Origin of the sequence: Neobacillus sp. NPDC093127, from assembly GCF_044754175.1 — a bacterium.
Lineage (GTDB): Bacteria > Bacillota > Bacilli > Bacillales > Cytobacillaceae > Neobacillus.
In genome coordinates, this window is the sequence record NZ_JBIVOP010000008.1 from 1 (window position 1) to 17,704 (window position 17,704).

22 protein-coding genes are annotated in these 17,704 nt (G+C 39.0%); 3 read left to right on the top strand and 19 right to left on the bottom strand.

Annotated elements, in window-relative coordinates; translation table 11 throughout:
• The first annotated feature begins 294 nt into the window (after nt 1–294).
• On the top strand, nt 295–993 hold the full coding sequence (locus ACIQCO_RS12520) for a helix-turn-helix transcriptional regulator (RefSeq protein WP_400428915.1): 699 nt from the start codon (nt 295–297) through the stop codon (nt 991–993).
• Nucleotides 994–1,077: 84 nt separating this feature from the next.
• On the top strand, nt 1,078–1,320 hold the full coding sequence (locus ACIQCO_RS12525; RefSeq protein ID WP_024029748.1) for a DUF2626 domain-containing protein: 243 nt from the start codon (nt 1,078–1,080) through the stop codon (nt 1,318–1,320).
• 73 nt (nt 1,321–1,393) lie between these two features.
• On the opposite strand, the gene ACIQCO_RS12530 is transcribed toward ACIQCO_RS12525, so the two are convergent.
• The gene (locus ACIQCO_RS12530) at nt 1,394–2,485 is read right to left on the bottom strand and encodes a class I SAM-dependent methyltransferase (protein ID WP_400428917.1); all 1,092 of its coding nucleotides are present in this window, start codon (nt 2,483–2,485) and stop codon (nt 1,394–1,396) included.
• A 190-nt stretch (nt 2,486–2,675) separates the two neighbouring features.
• The gene (locus ACIQCO_RS12535) at nt 2,676–3,311 is read right to left on the bottom strand and encodes an MBL fold metallo-hydrolase (RefSeq protein WP_400428919.1); all 636 of its coding nucleotides are present in this window, start codon (nt 3,309–3,311) and stop codon (nt 2,676–2,678) included.
• Nucleotides 3,312–3,522: 211 nt separating this feature from the next.
• On the opposite strand from ACIQCO_RS12535, the gene ACIQCO_RS12540 reads away from it, so the two are divergent.
• Nucleotides 3,523–3,699 carry a DUF2759 domain-containing protein gene (locus ACIQCO_RS12540; protein ID WP_400428921.1) on the top strand — a complete coding sequence of 59 codons (177 nt, stop codon included), beginning with the start codon at nt 3,523–3,525 and terminating at the stop codon, nt 3,697–3,699.
• A gap of 32 nt (nt 3,700–3,731) precedes the next feature.
• Here the strand turns inward: ACIQCO_RS12540 and ACIQCO_RS12545 are convergent, their stop codons facing one another.
• The 17 genes from ACIQCO_RS12545 to pstC all read right to left on the bottom strand — a co-directional run bounded on the left by ACIQCO_RS12545 (nt 3,732) and on the right by pstC (nt 17,628).
• Nucleotides 3,732–4,862: a YqgU-like beta propeller domain-containing protein gene (locus tag ACIQCO_RS12545; protein WP_400428922.1), complete on the bottom strand. Its 1,131-nt coding sequence runs from the start codon at nt 4,860–4,862 to the stop codon at nt 3,732–3,734.
• A gap of 135 nt (nt 4,863–4,997) precedes the next feature.
• The gene (locus ACIQCO_RS12550; RefSeq protein ID WP_400428924.1) at nt 4,998–5,972 is read right to left on the bottom strand and encodes an ROK family glucokinase; all 975 of its coding nucleotides are present in this window, start codon (nt 5,970–5,972) and stop codon (nt 4,998–5,000) included.
• A gap of 1 nt (nt 5,973) precedes the next feature.
• Entirely contained in the window at nt 5,974–6,186 is a 213-nt protein-coding gene (locus ACIQCO_RS12555; RefSeq protein ID WP_400428926.1) for a YqgQ family protein, read from the bottom strand.
• A gap of 20 nt (nt 6,187–6,206) precedes the next feature.
• Nucleotides 6,207–7,742, bottom strand: a complete 1,536-nt coding sequence (locus ACIQCO_RS12560) for a rhomboid family intramembrane serine protease (RefSeq protein ID WP_400428928.1) — start codon at nt 7,740–7,742, stop codon at nt 6,207–6,209.
• A 171-nt stretch (nt 7,743–7,913) separates the two neighbouring features.
• The gene (locus tag ACIQCO_RS12565) at nt 7,914–8,108 is read right to left on the bottom strand and encodes a hypothetical protein (RefSeq protein ID WP_400428929.1); all 195 of its coding nucleotides are present in this window, start codon (nt 8,106–8,108) and stop codon (nt 7,914–7,916) included.
• Nucleotides 8,109–8,217: 109 nt separating this feature from the next.
• Nucleotides 8,218–9,171, bottom strand: a complete 954-nt coding sequence (locus ACIQCO_RS12570) for an L-lactate dehydrogenase (RefSeq protein ID WP_400428930.1) — start codon at nt 9,169–9,171, stop codon at nt 8,218–8,220.
• Nucleotides 9,172–9,222: 51 nt separating this feature from the next.
• On the bottom strand, nt 9,223–10,011 hold the full coding sequence (locus ACIQCO_RS12575) for a DUF92 domain-containing protein (RefSeq protein ID WP_400428932.1): 789 nt from the start codon (nt 10,009–10,011) through the stop codon (nt 9,223–9,225).
• Entirely contained in the window at nt 10,008–10,574 is a 567-nt protein-coding gene (locus ACIQCO_RS12580) for a 5-formyltetrahydrofolate cyclo-ligase (RefSeq protein ID WP_400428934.1), read from the bottom strand. The genes ACIQCO_RS12575 and ACIQCO_RS12580 overlap by 4 nt, the downstream gene beginning before the upstream one ends.
• 54 nt (nt 10,575–10,628) lie before the next feature.
• A complete protein-coding gene (rpmG, locus tag ACIQCO_RS12585) occupies nt 10,629–10,778 on the bottom strand; it encodes a 50S ribosomal protein L33 (protein ID WP_015594975.1) in 150 nt (49 codons plus the stop codon).
• A 155-nt stretch (nt 10,779–10,933) separates the two neighbouring features.
• A complete protein-coding gene (locus ACIQCO_RS12590; RefSeq protein ID WP_400428937.1) occupies nt 10,934–11,557 on the bottom strand; it encodes a hypothetical protein in 624 nt (207 codons plus the stop codon).
• Between the two features lie 14 nt (nt 11,558–11,571).
• A complete protein-coding gene (locus ACIQCO_RS12595; protein WP_400428939.1) occupies nt 11,572–12,822 on the bottom strand; it encodes a glycosyltransferase family 4 protein in 1,251 nt (416 codons plus the stop codon).
• Nucleotides 12,815–13,336, bottom strand: a complete 522-nt coding sequence (locus ACIQCO_RS12600) for a DUF4912 domain-containing protein (protein WP_400428941.1) — start codon at nt 13,334–13,336, stop codon at nt 12,815–12,817. The genes ACIQCO_RS12595 and ACIQCO_RS12600 overlap by 8 nt, the downstream gene beginning before the upstream one ends.
• 185 nt (nt 13,337–13,521) lie before the next feature.
• On the bottom strand, nt 13,522–14,181 hold the full coding sequence (gene phoU / locus ACIQCO_RS12605; RefSeq protein WP_400428943.1) for a phosphate signaling complex protein PhoU: 660 nt from the start codon (nt 14,179–14,181) through the stop codon (nt 13,522–13,524).
• Nucleotides 14,182–14,194: 13 nt separating this feature from the next.
• On the bottom strand, nt 14,195–14,968 hold the full coding sequence (gene pstB, locus ACIQCO_RS12610; protein WP_400428945.1) for a phosphate ABC transporter ATP-binding protein PstB: 774 nt from the start codon (nt 14,966–14,968) through the stop codon (nt 14,195–14,197).
• A 13-nt stretch (nt 14,969–14,981) separates the two neighbouring features.
• On the bottom strand, nt 14,982–15,737 hold the full coding sequence (pstB, locus tag ACIQCO_RS12615; RefSeq protein ID WP_400429280.1) for a phosphate ABC transporter ATP-binding protein PstB: 756 nt from the start codon (nt 15,735–15,737) through the stop codon (nt 14,982–14,984).
• 83 nt (nt 15,738–15,820) lie between these two features.
• Nucleotides 15,821–16,708 carry a phosphate ABC transporter permease PstA gene (gene pstA, locus ACIQCO_RS12620; protein ID WP_400428947.1) on the bottom strand — a complete coding sequence of 296 codons (888 nt, stop codon included), beginning with the start codon at nt 16,706–16,708 and terminating at the stop codon, nt 15,821–15,823.
• Complete coding sequence (gene pstC / locus ACIQCO_RS12625) at nt 16,708–17,628, bottom strand: phosphate ABC transporter permease subunit PstC (protein WP_400428949.1); 921 nt, start codon at nt 17,626–17,628, stop codon at nt 16,708–16,710. The genes pstA and pstC overlap by 1 nt, the downstream gene beginning before the upstream one ends.
• Nucleotides 17,629–17,704: the final 76 nt, after the last annotated feature.

Here is a 17,704-nt window from a genome sequence, read left to right on the forward strand (position 1 = left end):
ACCCCGCAGGCGCTTTAGCGCCGAGGAGGCTCACCGCCCGCCCCGCGAACCGCTCGCGCCTGGAACGGAAATCAACATTCACTTTTAACACAGCCAAATTTAAAACACCAAAAGATAACTATTGACAAACTACCATCGTTATGAAATCGCATCATTTTATAATGTTTTTACAATATAAAGACAGTAATTGTGAACATTTTCTAAACATATAGTGACTATGTTGTTAACCACATTCCCTTGTTATTACGCCTGTATTATAATGGAATAAATTATGGGGGTCCGAGGTGAACAGAGATGGAACAAACATTAAAAATAACAAACGTTTTGTCAGATCCAACACGGTACTACATTTATCAATACATTACCAAACGGCATCAAGAAGTAACTGTTCAAGAAGTGGCAGAAAATTTTAATATTCATCCGAATGTTGCCAGACTGCATTTATCGAAGCTTGAGGATGTTAATATGTTAGCATCCGAAACGAAGAAAACGGGTAAAGGCGGCAGACCAAGTCGATTATATCGTTTATCCGACGATGTCATTCAACTTCATTTTCCATTCCGCGACTATATGCTTTTATCAAAAGTGGCGATCCAAACGATGATTTCACTTGGAGAAGCTGGAAAACAAGCCCTTTTCATAACAGGAAAACGGTTTGGTACTGAGGTGATTGAGCAAGAAATGGCAAAAAGATCACTTGGTGAGGAATTAGAATTTGATCAAAAGCTAACAATATTAAAAAGTGCTGCAACACTTGCCGGTTTTTATCCAGAATTTGAAGCAAATGGTGAAAAAACTAAAATTTACTTCCAAATATTCAATTGTCCATTTAAAGAAGTGGCCGAGGAACATTCGGAAACGGTTTGCAGCATGCACCATGAATTTCTTAAGGGAATGTTTGATGCCCTGTTTAATTCCGTTGAGTTAATTGAAAAGGAAAACATGCTTACCGGTTGTAATACATGCTCATATCAAGCACTTGTAACAAACTAATTCGAAACCATTATTTACATTACACCTCCTTTTACTTTATAATATTGTAATGATGGTATCGATGGGGTAAAAGGAGGGATACATATGGATCGCATGTTTAGAGTTTGTGGTTTCTGGACGGGCATTTTTACCGTTATGTTTTATCTTGGTGATATGGATAAGACAGCAATGCTGTTCTTAGCCCAAACCGGATTCTTTGTTCTGCTTAGCTATCTTAAACTTTCTGAGCGTATGTATTTGTACGTGTTCGGAGCATATTTAACTGTTTTCTTCGCAGGCTTCACATATTGGACAACGTTCATGATGCCGCTTGGCGGAGGGCTATAAGAAAAGCTACAGCGCCTTGGCGCTGTAGCTAGACAAAGAAAAATGCCGGAGTTTAGCTCCGGCATTTTTCTTTTTAGTCAGTGAACACGTTACTTTCACTTAATTCAAGACCTTTTTGTTGAATAATGATATGAAAATAAGAACTCATCCCTGTTGGCATAATTAAGCTCCGAATTGCCCGGTTACGCTTGCTGACCGCCGAAAAAGGATTCGGATCATAATGATTTTCTAATTCCTTCAAGATACCTGCTTTTAATAAAAATTCATCTTGCCTAAGCTTTGTTACCAACTTTAAATTTACTTGCTCTCCTTTTTGAATCAGTTCATCAAAATGGATGTGGGTGGTAATGTCCATTTCTCCCGGACTTTCAAGGACATTATCGATCATTTTATGTTGGTAATATCCTCTTAAGCTCCCCTTTGCCCTAAGCGGATCCTTCCACTCCTCGATTGTATAGCCATAATCTGCTGTTACAACCATTCCCTTTGTCAAGGTCTTCGAAATCTCTTGGAGCATCTTCACCATTGCTAAGGGAATCTCAATCCGCTGCTTTTCTTGTAATTCGATCTTACTTTCTTCGATAAAAGAAATAATCGCCGGATTTTTCAATTGAATGTTCTGCTCGAATAATTCCTCATCATGACAACCAACCATTACCTCAAAAAGCTGTCCGTCAACCAGTTCAACGACGTGGACTGGCAGCGCATCGAAAAGCTCATTTGAAAAGATAGTTCCCTCAAATTCCTTTATTTCGTCAAGCCGCTCTACTTGGACAACCGAATAACCGGGCGTTAGTAATTCCCTTTGTAACTTTCGATGATAAGGACTTGCCTCAACGATCATATAATGTAAGGGAGTTTTTATTGATTCATGCCATTCCTGTATAAAAGCCTTGGCAAATCGACCATTTCCACCGCCTATTTCGCAAAATACGGGTGGCAGGTTTGTTTTTTCACAGACGGATGAAAACCATTTTGCGATTAATCTGCCGTAAACATCAGAAATATTGCTTGTTGTAATGAAATCACCCTGCCGGCCGACCTTTTGCTTATCCTTCATATAATAGCCATATTCGGGATGATAAAGAACGGCCCCTATGTAATCAGCGTAGGAAATTAACTTTGTTGGCGAATTTTCAATTAAACTTTGTAAATAGGTAATCATAGTAACTCCTTTTCAAGTTAACACTATTGACATAGTGTTAACTTTATTATATTGTTATGTTAGTAGCTTAACAATATCCCCTCCCATTATATGAAAAAGAACATCCCCCAGAAAGGCCCTTCTCTTAATTGAGAAGGGCCTTTCTTTTTTTGTCGTCTAAATCCAGCGCCTAGACGCTTCCGCAAGTATCTTAAAATCCATTTAAAAATGGATTGCTATCCATTTCATCACCAATTGTTGTCACTGGACCATGGCCTGACAAGACATAGGTGTCCTCTGGCAAGGTTAACAGCTTGTCATGAATGCTTTTGATCAGCTGTGAGTGATTCCCGCCCGGAAGGTCCGTACGGCCGATACTGCCTTGAAATAAGGCGTCACCAGAGATAACAAATCCCTCCTGCTCGAAATAATAAGAAATACTTCCTGGCGAATGACCAGGGGTATGAAAAACGCTGAAAGCAAAATCATTGATTTCCATAGCCCCCTCGTTTTTTATAATATGGTCGGCATCATTTACCTTGATTGAATTCTGATACATAAATAATTGTGAGCCGTTTAACGCTGGGTCAGCTAACCATTTTTCTTCCTGTTTGTGAATATAAACGGGAATCTGAAAAGTCTCTCTAACCTCGGTAACGGCTCCAATATGATCGAAATGTGCATGTGTTAAAAAAATTGCCTGAGGCTTTAATTTTCTTTGATTCAGTAAATGAATCAGTTTTTTTCCTTCACTGCCAGGATCGAAAATTAAACAGGAGCGATCAGGGTTTTCTACGATGTAACAGTTTGTTTGCAGACTGCCTAAGGGAATTTGCTGCCATTTCATTAAAAGGACCTCCATTACAAATTGCGATACCCTCATTTTACACCAAATAACAAGCAGAGTGAAAGCAGTGTTATTATATTAGTGCGTTTTTGCCCTCGACAAATGAATGAAAAAAATATAAAATAGGATTCGAATGTATATAATATAGGTACATAATTTTTTTGACCATGTTAGGCTCTAGCCTGCTTATACTAAAAAGGGGGATTTAATTATGGGTTTAGTTATTATTTTTGCGATTGTAACCGTGCTTGCCGCCTTCGGTGGATTTAGCGCACTTAAGAACAAAAACCACTTGGGCGCATTTTGGGGAGTGGCTTCATTCTTGGTTTTTGGCTGGTTTACCGTGATGACAATTTTAAAATCTGGATTTCCTACCGGAACACACTAAAAGACTGTCACTGACAGTCTTTTTTGTTTAGCTTATTCTTTAATTAACTCATATATTTTCTTTGCATTTAGATCGATGATTTTTTCGAAACGGTTGCCATAAAGGAGCGCCTCTCCAGACGGAGAAAAATTAATTGGCTCATTTTCCATGCCCGCCATGATCAGTTTAGGAAGGGACCCCTTCTTAAGATTATAGAGCAGGAGCTCAAAGCCGTCCGAATAGGAATCGGCTTCCCCGCTTTTTACAGGTCTGAAGGTGATAAATTGTCCCAGGGGATCATTATAGTCATAAAAGGGAACTAACCAATCTGAAAACTTTGTCAGCTGCGGCTGAGAAAATGAAAAGTTTTCTTTTAGATTCTTATCAAAAAAAGAATAGACAGCATTCGTTTGATCTTGTTCCTTAACCGTAATAGTCATTAGTTTACCGTGAAACGTTGCAAATTGTAATACGCGGGGAAACAGCGTTTGTTCAATTCCCTTCTCTAAATCGCTCACAGTAAGCGGGGCAAATAAAGTAGGATTATCCTCATCCCAATCTAAATAGGCAATCTTTTTTTCCCCCATCCACTTAATAAAAGGCTGCGGTATCGAAAGCTCCGTCGTGTTTAATTTATTCATATCCAGCAAGACTACTTGAAAGGTCCAGTCTTCCTTAAATTTTGATACAAGTACCTGTTCTTCATTATAAGGATTCCACTCAAATGCAAGTTCATAGGAGGGGAGTGATTCCTTTATCTTTTCAGTTCCCTGTGTATCAATAATGGTGATTAATCCTTCGTACGATGAAGGTGATGAATGGATCAAAATATACTTTTTCGAGGGACTTATTTGCACGGTGACAATTGGGTGCTCTGTTTTATAAATTAATTCACTTTTACCCGTTAAAAGATGATAGCGATAGACATTTGACGTTTGTTCCAGGTTGGTGATGTAAACAACCTCATCCTCTGAAAGCCAGCCGCAAAGTCGATCAAATTCTCCCTCGGGTATGGAAATAGGTAATTTCCATGCACTTCCCACTGTAAGCGCTGGTTTCGGCCGTTCATTTTTTGCTGGAATTTTTGGCTTCTGCTGTTCTTTACTCGTGCATCCACTTAAAAGGAGGGTCAAAAAAATGAAAATGAGTATTAAAATAAACTTTTGAAACGATAATCTGTTCAATTTAAATGATTTGCCCCCTCCCTATATATCTCACATATGTTAGTACGTATTTTTGATAAAAATGTTTCAAGGTTTTCGAAACATTTCAACAAATAGGAAAAAAGCCGTAGACTACCGACTTTTCTCCTTTATAACCTATTGATTTAATTTATTTTTAATCAGCCAGGCAGCACCAAGCACTCCGGCATCATTTCCTAATGTCGCCAGTGCCAGTTTTGTCGAATCTCGAACTGCTGAAAAGGCAAACTTAGCAAAGTTTTCGGTTACTGCATCTAAAAGTATGTTTCCTGCTTTTGAAACTCCGCCACCTAAAACAATATTATCTGGATTTAGCGTATTGGCAATACTCGCCAAAACAAAACCTAAGTGGAAGTAAACTTCTTTTAATACCTTATTTGCCAGAGCATCACCATTTTCAGCCGATTCAAAAACATCTTTAGAGGTAATTTTGCCATTTGCAGCAAGCCTTTCTGCAAGTTCCCCTTTTGATTCACCTTTTAAGAGTTCCTCATTAGCTAGGCGAACAATGCCAGTTGCAGAAGCAATCGTTTCCAGACAGCCTGTTTTTCCACAATTGCATGGTGCACCACCATCTGGGATGACGGTAATATGCCCTATTTCTCCCGCCGCACCGTTCTTACCTTGGACAATACTTCCATTAGCAATAACCCCGCCGCCAACACCTGTACCGAGGGTGACACAGACAAGGTTCTTCGCTCCATTACCGGCGCCCTTCCACATCTCACCCAATGCCGCGCAGTTCGCATCATTTTCAACTGCAACGGGCATTGAGGCTGCCGCTTCAAGACTTTCCTTAAGTGGATAGTTATCCTTCCAGCCTAGGTTCACCACATTTAAAATAATACCTGTTTCATAGTCTACTGGCCCGGGTGCCCCCATACCTATCCCTAATAAGCTGTCGTTTGACTTACCAAGTTGATTCAATTTTTCATTAATGGCTTTAGCAATATTAGTCGTTATGTTCTGGCCTTCATTCGAATTATCCGTAGGTATTTCCCATTTATGAACGATTTCTCCATCCATTGTAATAAAGGCTATTTTCGTAGTGGTCCCGCCCAAGTCAACGCCTGCAATCCATTGATTTGCCAATTTATTCACCTATCTTTGATTTTTCTTTTTGAAATTGAATTTCGTGCCGTAAAATTAATAATGCTGTTTGAAATTCACGTGTTTCTATCAATTGTGAATGATAGAGCTCTTTTAGCTCTGTTTCCATTAATTCAAGGTCTGCGACTCGATCACCAATATAAATAATCGTTCCGAATTGCTTTAATAATTGCTGAATATCATAAACCGTTTTCATCTTGTGGTCCCCCCTTCTACCTAAGGAAGTTGATTAATTTCGCGGACTAAATCTGTATACGCCTTTTGCTTTGGCTTTAATTCAGCCGCCTTTTCTGCATTTACTTTTGCCTGTTCAAAATCTTTTAGCTCATAGTTAATAAGCGCTAGATTATAATAGGCTTCATCAAAATTGGGGTCCAGCTTGATTGCCTTTTGTAAATGTGTCTTCGCATCAGAGAGCATCCCCTTTTTAATTTCCACAAAGGATAAAAGAAAATATGTTTTCTCAGACAGATTCGTTGAGTTCTTCTCAGAGTCCTTTAAAATACTGTAGGCCTGGTCATAATTATTTTGTGTAATATACTCTTGAGCCATCATAATCATTGCATTTTCCTTTTGTGCAGTAGTATTAAACCCATAGAATAATGAACCCCAAACAATAGCAGCCGAGCCAATTAGAAAGAGTAATTGTAACCAAAGTTTGCTTTTTTTCGGAAAGTACATAATCCCAGCTGCCAAAAAGCCCCCTGCCAGTCCGCCCAAATGACCTGCATTATCAATACCTGGAGCAGCAGAGCTAAACATAAGATTTATGGCAAGAACGACAATCAAATTGACACCCATTGTGCGGAAAAATAACTTTGGATAGATCATTCCAAAAAAGAGTAAGGCACCGAAACAGCCATAAATAGCACCACTGGCCCCGGCCGATAAAATAGAACTAAAAAGGAAGCTGGAAATGACACCCGTGACGCCGGCAAACAAATAAATAAACGCAAAACGAACATTTCCGAAAATTCGTTCAACAGTTATTCCAAGAAAATACAATGCAAGTGTATTCAATGCCAGATGCAAAAAGCCAATATGTAGAAAAACAGGTGTAATAAATCTCCACCATTCTCCTTCATAAATTAATTGGTTAACCTTCGCTCCGTATTTGGTAAGGGTAGAGTTATTGGTGCTCCCGCCGTGTAATTCAAGCCAGAGAAACACAACAAGCTGGATCGCAATGAACACATATGTAAAAATAGGCTTGCTATTTAACAGAATAGCTCTTTCGGTTTTCACTTTTTTAAAAGCATGCTCCAAGGCTTCTTTCTTTAATGAATCAACCTCCTGTTCAGAGTAATCGTCATGAATTGGAAAGTGAATCTCAGCCCTGAGCCTGGCGGAAATTTGCTGAAACCCAGTGTCGTATTTACCATTTGCCAATAGAAATGTACTAACCGATGTTTTATTTCCCTCCGGATGGACAAATGGTGCTGCCAGACGATATTCATATTCATCAAATGGCGGTAAATGGCTAATGTAAATATTGATAACATTTAACTCATTGCGGCCAATTTGCCTGCGAACCTTTTCCCCGTTAGATGCAGTAAATTCGATATCTCTTTGCATCGCATTGCTCCAATCTAAGTCATGGAGCAGCATACGAATAATTGGCGCTTTCTTATTTTCTACCTTTCCAAGCCATAATTCTTTTTGATTATCAAACAATTGAATAATTCGGTAACCGTGATCCGAGATGAAAGAATAGGCCAATCTCCAAAAGACGTATCCTTCTTTATTACTCATATCCCCCCTCCTTTCCAAATAATGTGTTGAGCCTGCGAATAGAATGATAATCTATCTTATATTAGGAATTTTAGTCTGCCATCATATTCATTATAAACGAAATAAGCATTTCCCATTAATAAAACAACTTGAAATGTTGTGAATTAGACATAAAAAAGCCATCTGTGGTTTTCACCAATCAGATGGTCCTCCAAATACCGATTGCATCATTTTCCGTTTTACACCTGGGAAACTCATTATGGAGCCAACAGTAAGCCGGCGCATCCAACTAGGACCAAGCAGCACATTGATAAGTCGGTATCTGTACCGGAATGCAAAATAACCTATTGACCCAATCATCAAAATGGATGTTAACATACGCGACATTCAAATCCCTCCTACACCATATTCTGTGATAATTACCAAAGGTTTATCCGAAAAATCAATTAAAAAAAAGGATTAGATTCATTTGTTAGAATCTTAATCCTATAAAAACTTAACTATTCTTAAACACTGGCTCCATCGTCTTCTTTAAGACATTGACAGAGTTCGTGAATTTTTCCTTTTCATCATCACTTAAATCAAGTTCGACGATTTTCCGAATCCCATTCCGGTTAACTACAGCAGGTACACCAATGTAAATATCATTTTGCCCATATTCACCCTCAAGATAGGCAGAAACGGTAAGAACAGAATTTTCATTCCGAAGTATTGCTTTCGTCAATCTTACTAAGCCCATGGCAATTCCATAAAAGGTTGCCCCTTTTCGCTCGATAATATGGTAGGCAGCATCGCGGACATTTAAAAAGAGTTGATTAAGGTCCTCTTGATTATATCCATCCTTATTTTTGGCCCATTCAGAAATCGATAAACCCGCAATATCAGCGTGGCTCCAAACCGGAAGCTCCGTATCGCCATGTTCCCCAATAATATAAGCATGGACATTACGGGTATCCACATCAAAATATTCCCCAAGCAAAAAGCGGAACCGCGCTGTATCGAGAATCGTACCGGAACCAATTACCCGCTCTTTTGGAAGACCCGAAAACTTCCAAACCGCATACGTTAATATGTCCACTGGATTGGTAGCGACAAGGAAAATGCCATCAAACCCGCTTGCCATAATCTCCTCGACAATCCCCTTAAAAATCCGTGTATTTTTCTCTACTAGATCAAGCCGTGTTTCACCTGGTTTCTGGTTAGCACCAGCGGTTATGACAACAAGGTCTGCATTGCCGCAATCAGCATAACTGCCATACCAAATTTTTGTCAGTGATGGAGCGAAAGGAAGACCATGATTTAAATCCATTGCATCCCCTTCAGCTTTATCTTTATTTAAATCAATTAAGACAAGTTCTTCCGTTATCCCTTGATTTAACAAGGCAAACGCATAGCTGGAACCAACAAAGCCAGTTCCAATAAGAGCAACTCTATTCACTCGATTTAACATAAAAATCCCTCCAATCCGTTTGATACCACATTTTTTTAGTGACTGAAAAAATCAATGAATAAACTGAAAAACACCAATCGCCATCAATGCCGCTAAAAAGCCTGAAAGAAAATTAACCATATCATTATCCATAATGGGAGACCCTTTTATTCGGATCGTCGGCAAATGACAATGAAGTCTTTTTTCAGTTTCTATTCCACAATGGGTACAGCGAAAAACTTGTTGATAAAAGGCACCCATTAATGTATCGATGACATTTCCGAAATAACCGGATAAAAAAATAAGCAAACAAAATATAAATTCCAAATGGAACAACCAAAAACTGATAAGTGAAATAAGGAGTGAACCGGCAAGTGCGGCTAGACTTCCTAAAATACTCACTGCGCCAGATGTACCTTTGTCAATTCGTTTAAAGGTACGTATGTAAATGGGATTCTTCTTGCTTAAAGACCCAATTTCCGAAGCCCATGTATCCGAATTAGCACTGGCAAGGCTCACTGCAAATCCAACTAACCAGGTACTATCATCAGAAATGTAATGGATAATGCTAAAAAGCCCTGCTGCCCCGCCGTTTGCCAGTACTTGACGCCAATCTCTGGTTGCTCCCTTAGCTAGTTTTTCTTCAATCGTCCTTTTTTGCGAACTTTTATATTTGGACCAAAGACTTGAAGATAAAAAGAAGGCACCAAGCAGGAACAGCCCATTAACACCAAAGCCAAGATAGACGGCGAGACCAACCAAAACAGCCGCAACAGCACCTGATATCGTCAATGACTTCAATAAGTAACCTGCGAACCCTGTTAAGATCATTACGGAGAAAATCATCATTATTTCCATCATTTTGTTTCGATAACCTCAAGATTGGTAATAATTTTCGAGACGGGTATATCGTGCTCTTCGACTGGGAATTGAGGGATAATTTGCTCGTTAAAGGCTAGTGATAAGGTTTTACCAAAGTAATTAGTCAAATACCGGTCATAATAACCTCCGCCAAACCCTAAGCGATACCCTTCTCTTGTATAAGCCGCTCCAGGAACAATCAAGAGATCAATTTCTTCTGAAGGAACTTCCGATGTCAGTTCTACAATCGGCTCCATTAACCCATAGTATACGGATTCCAGCTGAGAGAATTCGCTTAGGGTTCTGAAAGATAGCTTCCGCTCCACCGGGTAACATTTAGGAACCGCCACTTGTTTTCCTAATTCCCATGCTTTCCGGATAATTTGGTAGGTATCTACTTCTGGCGCCTTTGAAACAGTAATTCCAACGACTTTTGCTTGTATCCAGTTTTCTTCTTCAAAGAGCTTAGCTGCAATTTTATAGGAATAATCTTCATAGGCGGGCTTTGAAAGCATTGAGAGTGTTTCTTTCATCTGCTTTCGAAGGGAAGTTTTATCACTCATTTAAAGAAACCTCCTTATTTAGGCAATAAAAAAAGCAACAGGAAGCCCTGATGCTTATTTTGTTTCGCGGTGTGCAGTTGTACGTTTTTCTCTTGGGCAATATTTTTTAAGCTCAAGACGATCTGGATTATTACGTTTATTTTTTGTTGAAATATAGTTACGATCTCCACACTCAGTGCAAGCTAATGTAATATTCACACGCATGTTTATTTCCCTCCAAACGATTAAGCTATTCATTCATACGACTTTTCTATAATATCATTTATCAAGATGAAATGCTAGTCTGTTTTTAAAGAAAAGGGAAACGTCTTTTTGCGAAGTACACTTGCCGCTGGATGCTTACATCTCAGTGGTCGAAGTTAAAGGGTTTCTATTCTTTTCAAAAGACCTTCGTCCATGGAAATTAATTCATTTTTGTTAGTGCCTGTTATTGTCCAAGTGTTCATTTTGCTAGTCTCCCGCGGCTCTACTGACACTTTCATTGCGAATATACTCGCAGCAGGACCTTTGGCTATTGGCTGATACTTTAAGGAACCCTTTTGCAGGGAACTCCAAATTTGATCTGTATACGCATACCACTGCAGTATTGTCGTGCACTCTTTCAACCCTTCTCCCTGATTTAGCCCATTAACAAGAAAAACATGGTTATTCGTATGGTGAAAAATCCGATTATCTGTCGGTGAAATAAATGTTACGTTATCTTGGCTAACGTTTGAATAATGGTGCATCGCTAAAACCTTAATCTCTTTCCATTGCTTGCTGTGATTACTCACATAAATATGTGCAAGACGAATTTTCGAGTGGATTTGCTCCAGTTTCACTTTAATAACTAACTCTTCATTGTAAATAACCTTTTCAGTGCAATTTTGCAGCCAGTAAGACATTCCATTTACCCATATCCCAGGAATAAATTGCAGTGTTTCGAATGGCTGCTGGCGTTTAGAAGTCTGCTGATTATTTTGTGATTCTGTTAGATTTATCATCATATACACCTAATTTACAATTTATTTGGTGTTTCTGCTTGCTTAAACTCATTCACTCGTTTGTTTAACAACATATCTTCGAAAACTCTGCCTGTTTCTGAGGCAATCCGTTTCCAGCCATATAAACTTTTTACAATTTGTCTTCCCCGCTTACCAATTTCCTTTGCTTTTTGGGGATTTCCCCATAAAAAGTCAATTTGTTCTTGCAGGCTTTGAGCATCACCTGGTACCATCAATAATCCTGTTTGCAAATGCTTCACAAGCCCTTTTATACCACCTGTATTTGACACAATCGTAGGTTTCCCAAGTATCATCGTTTCAAGGGCGGCAATTCCGAATGGCTCATACAAACTTGGAATGACAGCCATTTCGCATCCTTCGATGAGTGCATTCCTTTGTTCATCGCTAATATAACCTACAAATGCAACAATGTTTTCTAATTTCCGCTCAACAACCTGACGCCGATATGTCTCAAGCATCGGTCCTTTCCCCGCAATAACGAAAAAATAACTTTGGCCATTCTCTTTAGCATTGAATGCCGCTTCAATAATGGTTTCAAATCCTTTTTCTTTTACCATTCTCCCTAGCGAAAAAATATATTTTTTTTGCTTTAGGTCAGGTAGTATTTCTTCTGTTGTTCGTTCTGCTGTCATCGGGTCAATCCCATTAGGAATAACTGTTATCTTATCAGCTCGTGCTTTAAAAACCGATAAGAGTTCACCCCTCATGTATTCACTACAAACGATTAATTGATCGGACATAGTAATTAACTGCAGTTCCTTCTCATGGATAAATTGCTGCATTTCCGTATGAATACCATTATGCCTGCCATGCTCTGTAGCATGGATTGTCGCAAGGAGCGGAATGGTCAGGGTATCCATTAAAGCAATCGCAGCGGAGCCGACCAGCCAGTCATGGGCATGAATAAAGTCGAATTTTATCTCTTCTGTTAATTTTTCCGCCTTGAAAGCCATGGCTAAATTAAGCCCGCCTATCCAGGAAAGAAAATCATCATCGAGTTCATTAAGTGGTTTGACACGATGAACATTCACACCATGATTTTTTTCAAATGGCGGAAGGCTCCCATTTCCAGCTGTTACTACATGAATCTCATGACCCATTGCGGCCAAATGAACAGCTAATCCGAACACGTGCCGCGAAAGACCTCCGACTATATTAGGTGGATATTCCCAGCAAAGCATCAATATTTTTAATCCCCAGCTTTTTTGGTTCATGTCAACCTGATGGGATAATTCTTTATCCATTTTTCTTCTCCAGCGGGTTTGATTCCAGATAATAGCTGTAGGTACTTACATGATCAAGCCATTTTGGCGGGTGGTCTTCATATTGCTGATATTGAATTAAATCCCGATTTATCTCAATCCCGCTTAGCAATGCCGACTTAGTGGTTTGAATGCAGTTTGACCTAAAGACAGGGAAAAAGTTAGCTTCCGATAAATGAATGCCTAATTCAGCTGTGTAGCTGCGATTTGGCGACAATCCTTTTATAAACCAGTGTCCACTTTGATAGGGCACGGTAATTTCATAAAAATGAGGGGCGTTTTTCCCATTAAAGGTGATATCAGTAACATCATAAATTCTGATAACAGTGACAAGGTCTTCAAACCTGCAATTAAAAAATAATTCAGTCATTTTTTTAGGTAATTCTGATACGTCCCAGAATAGAATCATTTTTCCCGGGGTCACAAGTTTCGCCGTAAGCTCACCCTTTAAAGGGGCAAACGCTCTCGGTGATGGACTGATCATATCCTTAATCATAGCTTCCTCCATTCTGCAAACTATCAATATATGCTATATTAAGTAAATTATTCATAAAAGTTGATATTGTAATCGTATCACTAGAATGGCCAGCACACAATAAACGCAAATTGTCGTAACGTGTAAAAAAAAAGAGATGAAGCCAAATTTTTCAGCTTCATCTCGGGTAAGTCTCTATTCTTTTTCTATTCATTCAAATTAATGCGTTTTCCAGTAACAAGGTAAATAACATTTTCGGAAATATTCGTAGAATGGTCTGCGATTCTTTCGATATACCTGCACACAAATGCTAATTGGATAATCTGGTTCGTTGCATTAGGATTTTGCGGAATAAAGCTTAGTAGCTCATGTACCAAGTCTCCAAACATTTTGTCTACTGCATCATCTTTTTCCGCACATTTTTTAGCTAGTTCAATATCTTCTGAATAATAGGCAGTTATCGATTCAGAAACCATCTCTAACGCCATTTCCATCATTTTTGGTATATCAATGATATCTTTAAAGTATTTTTCATTGCCGATTTGCAAGGCCGATTTGGCAATATTTACGGCGATATCCGCCAACCGCTCCACTTCTGAAGAAACTTTTAATGCGACATTAATTTTTCTAAGATCGGTTGCTACGGGAGATTCCCTTGCAATTAATAATAATGCTTTATTGTTAATATCATCTTCCAAATCATCGATTTCATTATCGCCTTCAATAACTTTTTTTGCCTTATACATGTCCTGATTTAGTAAAGCAATCATTGCTTCTTTAATTGCATGTTCTGACTTATGAGCCATTTCTAAAAGCAGTTCTTTTAATTCTTTTAAATTGTTATCAAAATTAGCTCTTGCACTCATTTATGCCACCCCATCATCCGAATCTTCCTGTAATATAACCTTCAGTTCGTGAGTCTTTTGGATTTGAAAAAATAGTAGAAGTTGAATCCAGTTCAATTAATTCACCCATTAAAAAGAAAGACGTCTTATCTGACACGCGTGACGCTTGCTGCATATTGTGGGTAACAATGACAATTGTATATTTTTCCTTTAACTCTAAAATCAGTTCCTCGATTTTCAAGGTTGAAATTGGGTCAAGGGCAGAAGTTGGCTCATCCATTAACAAAACATCCGGTTTTGTCGCTAATGCCCTTGCGATACATAGCCGCTGCTGTTGCCCCCCAGATAATCCTAGGGCTGGTGCGGTTAAACGATCCTTTACTTCCTCCCATAAAGCAACATCCATTAATGATTTGATGACAAGCTCATCTAGGTGCTTCTTTTTAGTGATTCCATGAACTCTTGGACCGTAGGCGACATTATCATAAATCGATTGTGGAAAAGGATTGCCCTTCTGAAAAACCATGCCAACGTGTTTGCGAAGTTCAACCAGATCCATTTTCTCGCCTAATATATTTTGGCCATTAAAGTTAATTTCTCCGGTCATTTTTACATTTGGAACCATATTGATCATCAAATTTAATGTTTTAATAAAAGTGGACTTGCCACATCCGGATGGACCGATTATCGCTGTTACCTCTTTTTTATTAATCGGAAAGTTGATGTTTTTTAAGGCATGATGGTCACCATACCATAAATTCAAGTCCCGTATATCAAATACCTGTCTAGTTAATGTCGGAGTTGACATTCCATTTTCCTCCTTATCCAAACCTTCCGGAAATATATTCTTCCGTCTTTTTAACAGAAGGGTTGGTGAAGATTTTTTCTGTTGCATCATATTCAATCAAATCACCACTTAAAAAGAAGGCCGTTTTATCGGAAATTCTGGAAGCCTGCTGCATATTATGGGTGACAATGATAATAGAATAATCCTTTTTCAATTCCACAATTAAATCTTCAACTTTTGCGTTGGAGATAGGATCCAATGCCGAAGATGGTTCATCAAGAAGCATGACAGTCGGTTTCATCGCAATTGTTCGAGCGATGCAAAGGCGCTGCTGCTGCCCTCCCGAAAGTGATAAGGCGGATTTATGAAGTCTATCCTTTACCTCATCCCACAATGCCGCCTTTCGAAGGCTCTCCTCCACGATTTCGTCTAACTGCTTTTTCTTTCTAACCCCAGCAAATTTTAGGGCATGCGTTATATTTTCATATATGGATTTCGGAAAGGGATTCGGCTTTTGAAATACCATTCCAATTTCTTTTCGTAATGCCACGACATTAATTTGTTTAGACAGGATATTGAGATCTTCATAGATAATTTCCCCTTGGGCTCTTGCACCGGGAATCAGGTCATTCATCCGATTGACGCTTCTTAAAAATGTTGACTTTCCACAGCCTGAAGGTCCTATCAAAGCCGTTACAGCATTTTTTTCTATATCCATAGAAATTCCGTTAACGGCACGTTTTTCACCATAGAATATTTCTAAATTATGCACATTTAAAATATGTTCCATTTGCAACGGGACGGTTGATTGTATTGTTTGTTCTGTAATTTCTTTTTCCAAAAGAGTCGTAACCATCCGTTCTCACCTGCCCTTTATTTAGTTGCAGTAATTTTCTTCGTAATGATACTTCCAATCCATCTAGCTAATAGGTTAAAGAGTAGGACTGAAATGACTAATACAGCAGCAGAACCATTCGAGACCGCTTCAACGTCGGGAATTAGTCCTTGTGTATTGACAGACCAAATGTGGACGGCGAGCGTTTCAGCCGGCCTGAAAATATTTAATGGAGATTGCTCAGAAAATGGATTCCAATTTGCATAATCGAGTCTTGGGGTTGAAAGACCTGCTGTAAACAATAATGCTGCCGCTTCTCCAAACACACGACCAGCTGCAAGAATGATCCCCGTTAATATCGATGGAAAAGCACTAGGTAATAGGACGGTTTTGATTGTATGCCAATGTGTAATACCTAATGCAAGACTAGCCTCTTTCAGATCCCGAGGAACAGTCCGAATGGAATCCTCGCTTACACGTACGATAACGGGCAAATTAAAGACTGTAAGTGCTAGAGCCCCTCCTAAAATCGTATATCCCCAACCTGTTACGTTAACAAACACCAATAATCCAAACATTCCGATTACGATAGATGGAAGCGATGCTAACACTTCAATACAGGAACGAATTGTGTCTGTTAATTTTCCCGGTTTCGCATATTCCGCCATATAGATTCCCCCGCCAACTCCAAGGGGGACAGCAATAATCATGGTAATGAGTAAAATATAAAACGAGTTAAATAACTGATCGCGAATTCCTCCACCCGCACGAATATTGCTTGAAGGAGTAGTTAAAAAATCCCAGGAAATGTATTTAAATCCATTGACCAAAATATAAGAGAATAATCCAACAAGTATAGAAACAATGATAATAGCAATAGCAACAAATACGCCTGTTGCAATTCGGTCAGCTGTTTTACTTTTCATTACAGCTTCCTCCTTGATGATAGATAGCGGATGAGTAGAATAAAGGCAAATGACATAACTAATAAAATTAAGCCCATCGACCATAGTGTATTATTTTCCACACTTCCGTAAGTGGTATGTCCCATATTTAATGTAATAATCGTTGTTAAAGTAGCTGAGGCATCTAAAATACTTGATGGTAAATTTCTTACGTTTCCAATGACCATTTGAACAGCTAATGCTTCACCAAATGCCCGAGCCATCCCCAAAACAACCGCAGTCAGGAGGCCTGGAAGGGCGGCAGGAATTAGCACCTTTCGAATCGTTTGCCATCGGGTTGCACCAAGTGCGTAAGAGCCTTCTCTTAAATTTTTTGGCAAGGTGCCCATTGCATCTGTTGCAATCGAAGTGATCGTTGGCAAAATCATAACCGATAACACGATCATCCCGGATAGCAAACTAAAGCCTAGTCCACCAACATGTGCCCTTACAAATGGAACTAATACTGTAAGCCCGATGAATCCATAAACAACAGATGGAATTCCAACTAATAGCTCGACGACTGGCTGTAATATTTTTCTTCCCCATGAAGGTGCAATTTCCGTCATAAAGATTGCAGCGCCAATTCCTAATGGTGCCGCAATAAGCGCCGCAAGGAAGGTGACGGCAAATGAACCGAAAATAAATGGCAAGGCACCATATTCCGGATTGGCTTGATTTGTAGGATTCCAGTGTGTACTGGTTAAGAACTCAATAAGACTGACACCATTTTTAACAAATGATTGTAAACCTTTTGTGCCTAAAAAAATAGTAATGGATATGGTTGCAGATATCATGATTACGGCACATAAAATTACGAGAATTTTTCCACGTAATTCCCCGTCCATCCTATTTTTTGAGGATTTTATCAATCTTTCCTTTGCAGGAATAATCTTTTCCATAATGCACCAAACACCCCTAAAATACGTCATAATAGGGTAAATGCATATCTGCACTTACCCTTTTTTATCCATTTAT

Excerpts from the sequence above, each read along its gene's own strand:
- ACIQCO_RS12520 (WP_400428915.1), top strand. The coding sequence starts at position 295 with ATGGAACAAACATTAAAAATAACAAACGTTTTGTCAGATCCAACACGG.
- pstC (WP_400428949.1), bottom strand. The coding sequence starts at position 17,628 with ATGGAAAAGATTATTCCTGCAAAGGAAAGATTGATAAAATCCTCAAAA.
- rpmG (WP_015594975.1), bottom strand. The coding sequence starts at position 10,778 with ATGCGTGTGAATATTACATTAGCTTGCACTGAGTGTGGAGATCGTAAC.
- ACIQCO_RS12580 (WP_400428934.1), bottom strand. The coding sequence starts at position 10,574 with ATGAGTGATAAAACTTCCCTTCGAAAGCAGATGAAAGAAACACTCTCA.
- ACIQCO_RS12555 (WP_400428926.1), bottom strand. The coding sequence starts at position 6,186 with ATGAAAACGGTTTATGATATTCAGCAATTATTAAAGCAATTCGGAACG.
- ACIQCO_RS12535 (WP_400428919.1), bottom strand. The coding sequence starts at position 3,311 with ATGAAATGGCAGCAAATTCCCTTAGGCAGTCTGCAAACAAACTGTTAC.
- pstA (WP_400428947.1), bottom strand. The coding sequence starts at position 16,708 with ATGAAAAGTAAAACAGCTGACCGAATTGCAACAGGCGTATTTGTTGCT.
- ACIQCO_RS12600 (WP_400428941.1), bottom strand. The coding sequence starts at position 13,336 with ATGATTAAGGATATGATCAGTCCATCACCGAGAGCGTTTGCCCCTTTA.
- ACIQCO_RS12595 (WP_400428939.1), bottom strand. The coding sequence starts at position 12,822 with ATGGATAAAGAATTATCCCATCAGGTTGACATGAACCAAAAAAGCTGG.
- pstB (WP_400428945.1), bottom strand. The coding sequence starts at position 14,968 with ATGTCAACTCCGACATTAACTAGACAGGTATTTGATATACGGGACTTG.
- ACIQCO_RS12560 (WP_400428928.1), bottom strand. The coding sequence starts at position 7,742 with ATGAGTAATAAAGAAGGATACGTCTTTTGGAGATTGGCCTATTCTTTC.
- ACIQCO_RS12530 (WP_400428917.1), bottom strand. The coding sequence starts at position 2,485 with ATGATTACCTATTTACAAAGTTTAATTGAAAATTCGCCAACAAAGTTA.
- phoU (WP_400428943.1), bottom strand. The coding sequence starts at position 14,181 with ATGAGTGCAAGAGCTAATTTTGATAACAATTTAAAAGAATTAAAAGAA.
- ACIQCO_RS12570 (WP_400428930.1), bottom strand. The coding sequence starts at position 9,171 with ATGTTAAATCGAGTGAATAGAGTTGCTCTTATTGGAACTGGCTTTGTT.
- ACIQCO_RS12540 (WP_400428921.1), top strand. The coding sequence starts at position 3,523 with ATGGGTTTAGTTATTATTTTTGCGATTGTAACCGTGCTTGCCGCCTTC.
- ACIQCO_RS12575 (WP_400428932.1), bottom strand. The coding sequence starts at position 10,011 with ATGATGGAAATAATGATGATTTTCTCCGTAATGATCTTAACAGGGTTC.
- pstB (WP_400429280.1), bottom strand. The coding sequence starts at position 15,737 with ATGGAACATATTTTAAATGTGCATAATTTAGAAATATTCTATGGTGAA.
- ACIQCO_RS12565 (WP_400428929.1), bottom strand. The coding sequence starts at position 8,108 with ATGTCGCGTATGTTAACATCCATTTTGATGATTGGGTCAATAGGTTAT.
- ACIQCO_RS12590 (WP_400428937.1), bottom strand. The coding sequence starts at position 11,557 with ATGATAAATCTAACAGAATCACAAAATAATCAGCAGACTTCTAAACGC.
- ACIQCO_RS12525 (WP_024029748.1), top strand. The coding sequence starts at position 1,078 with ATGGATCGCATGTTTAGAGTTTGTGGTTTCTGGACGGGCATTTTTACC.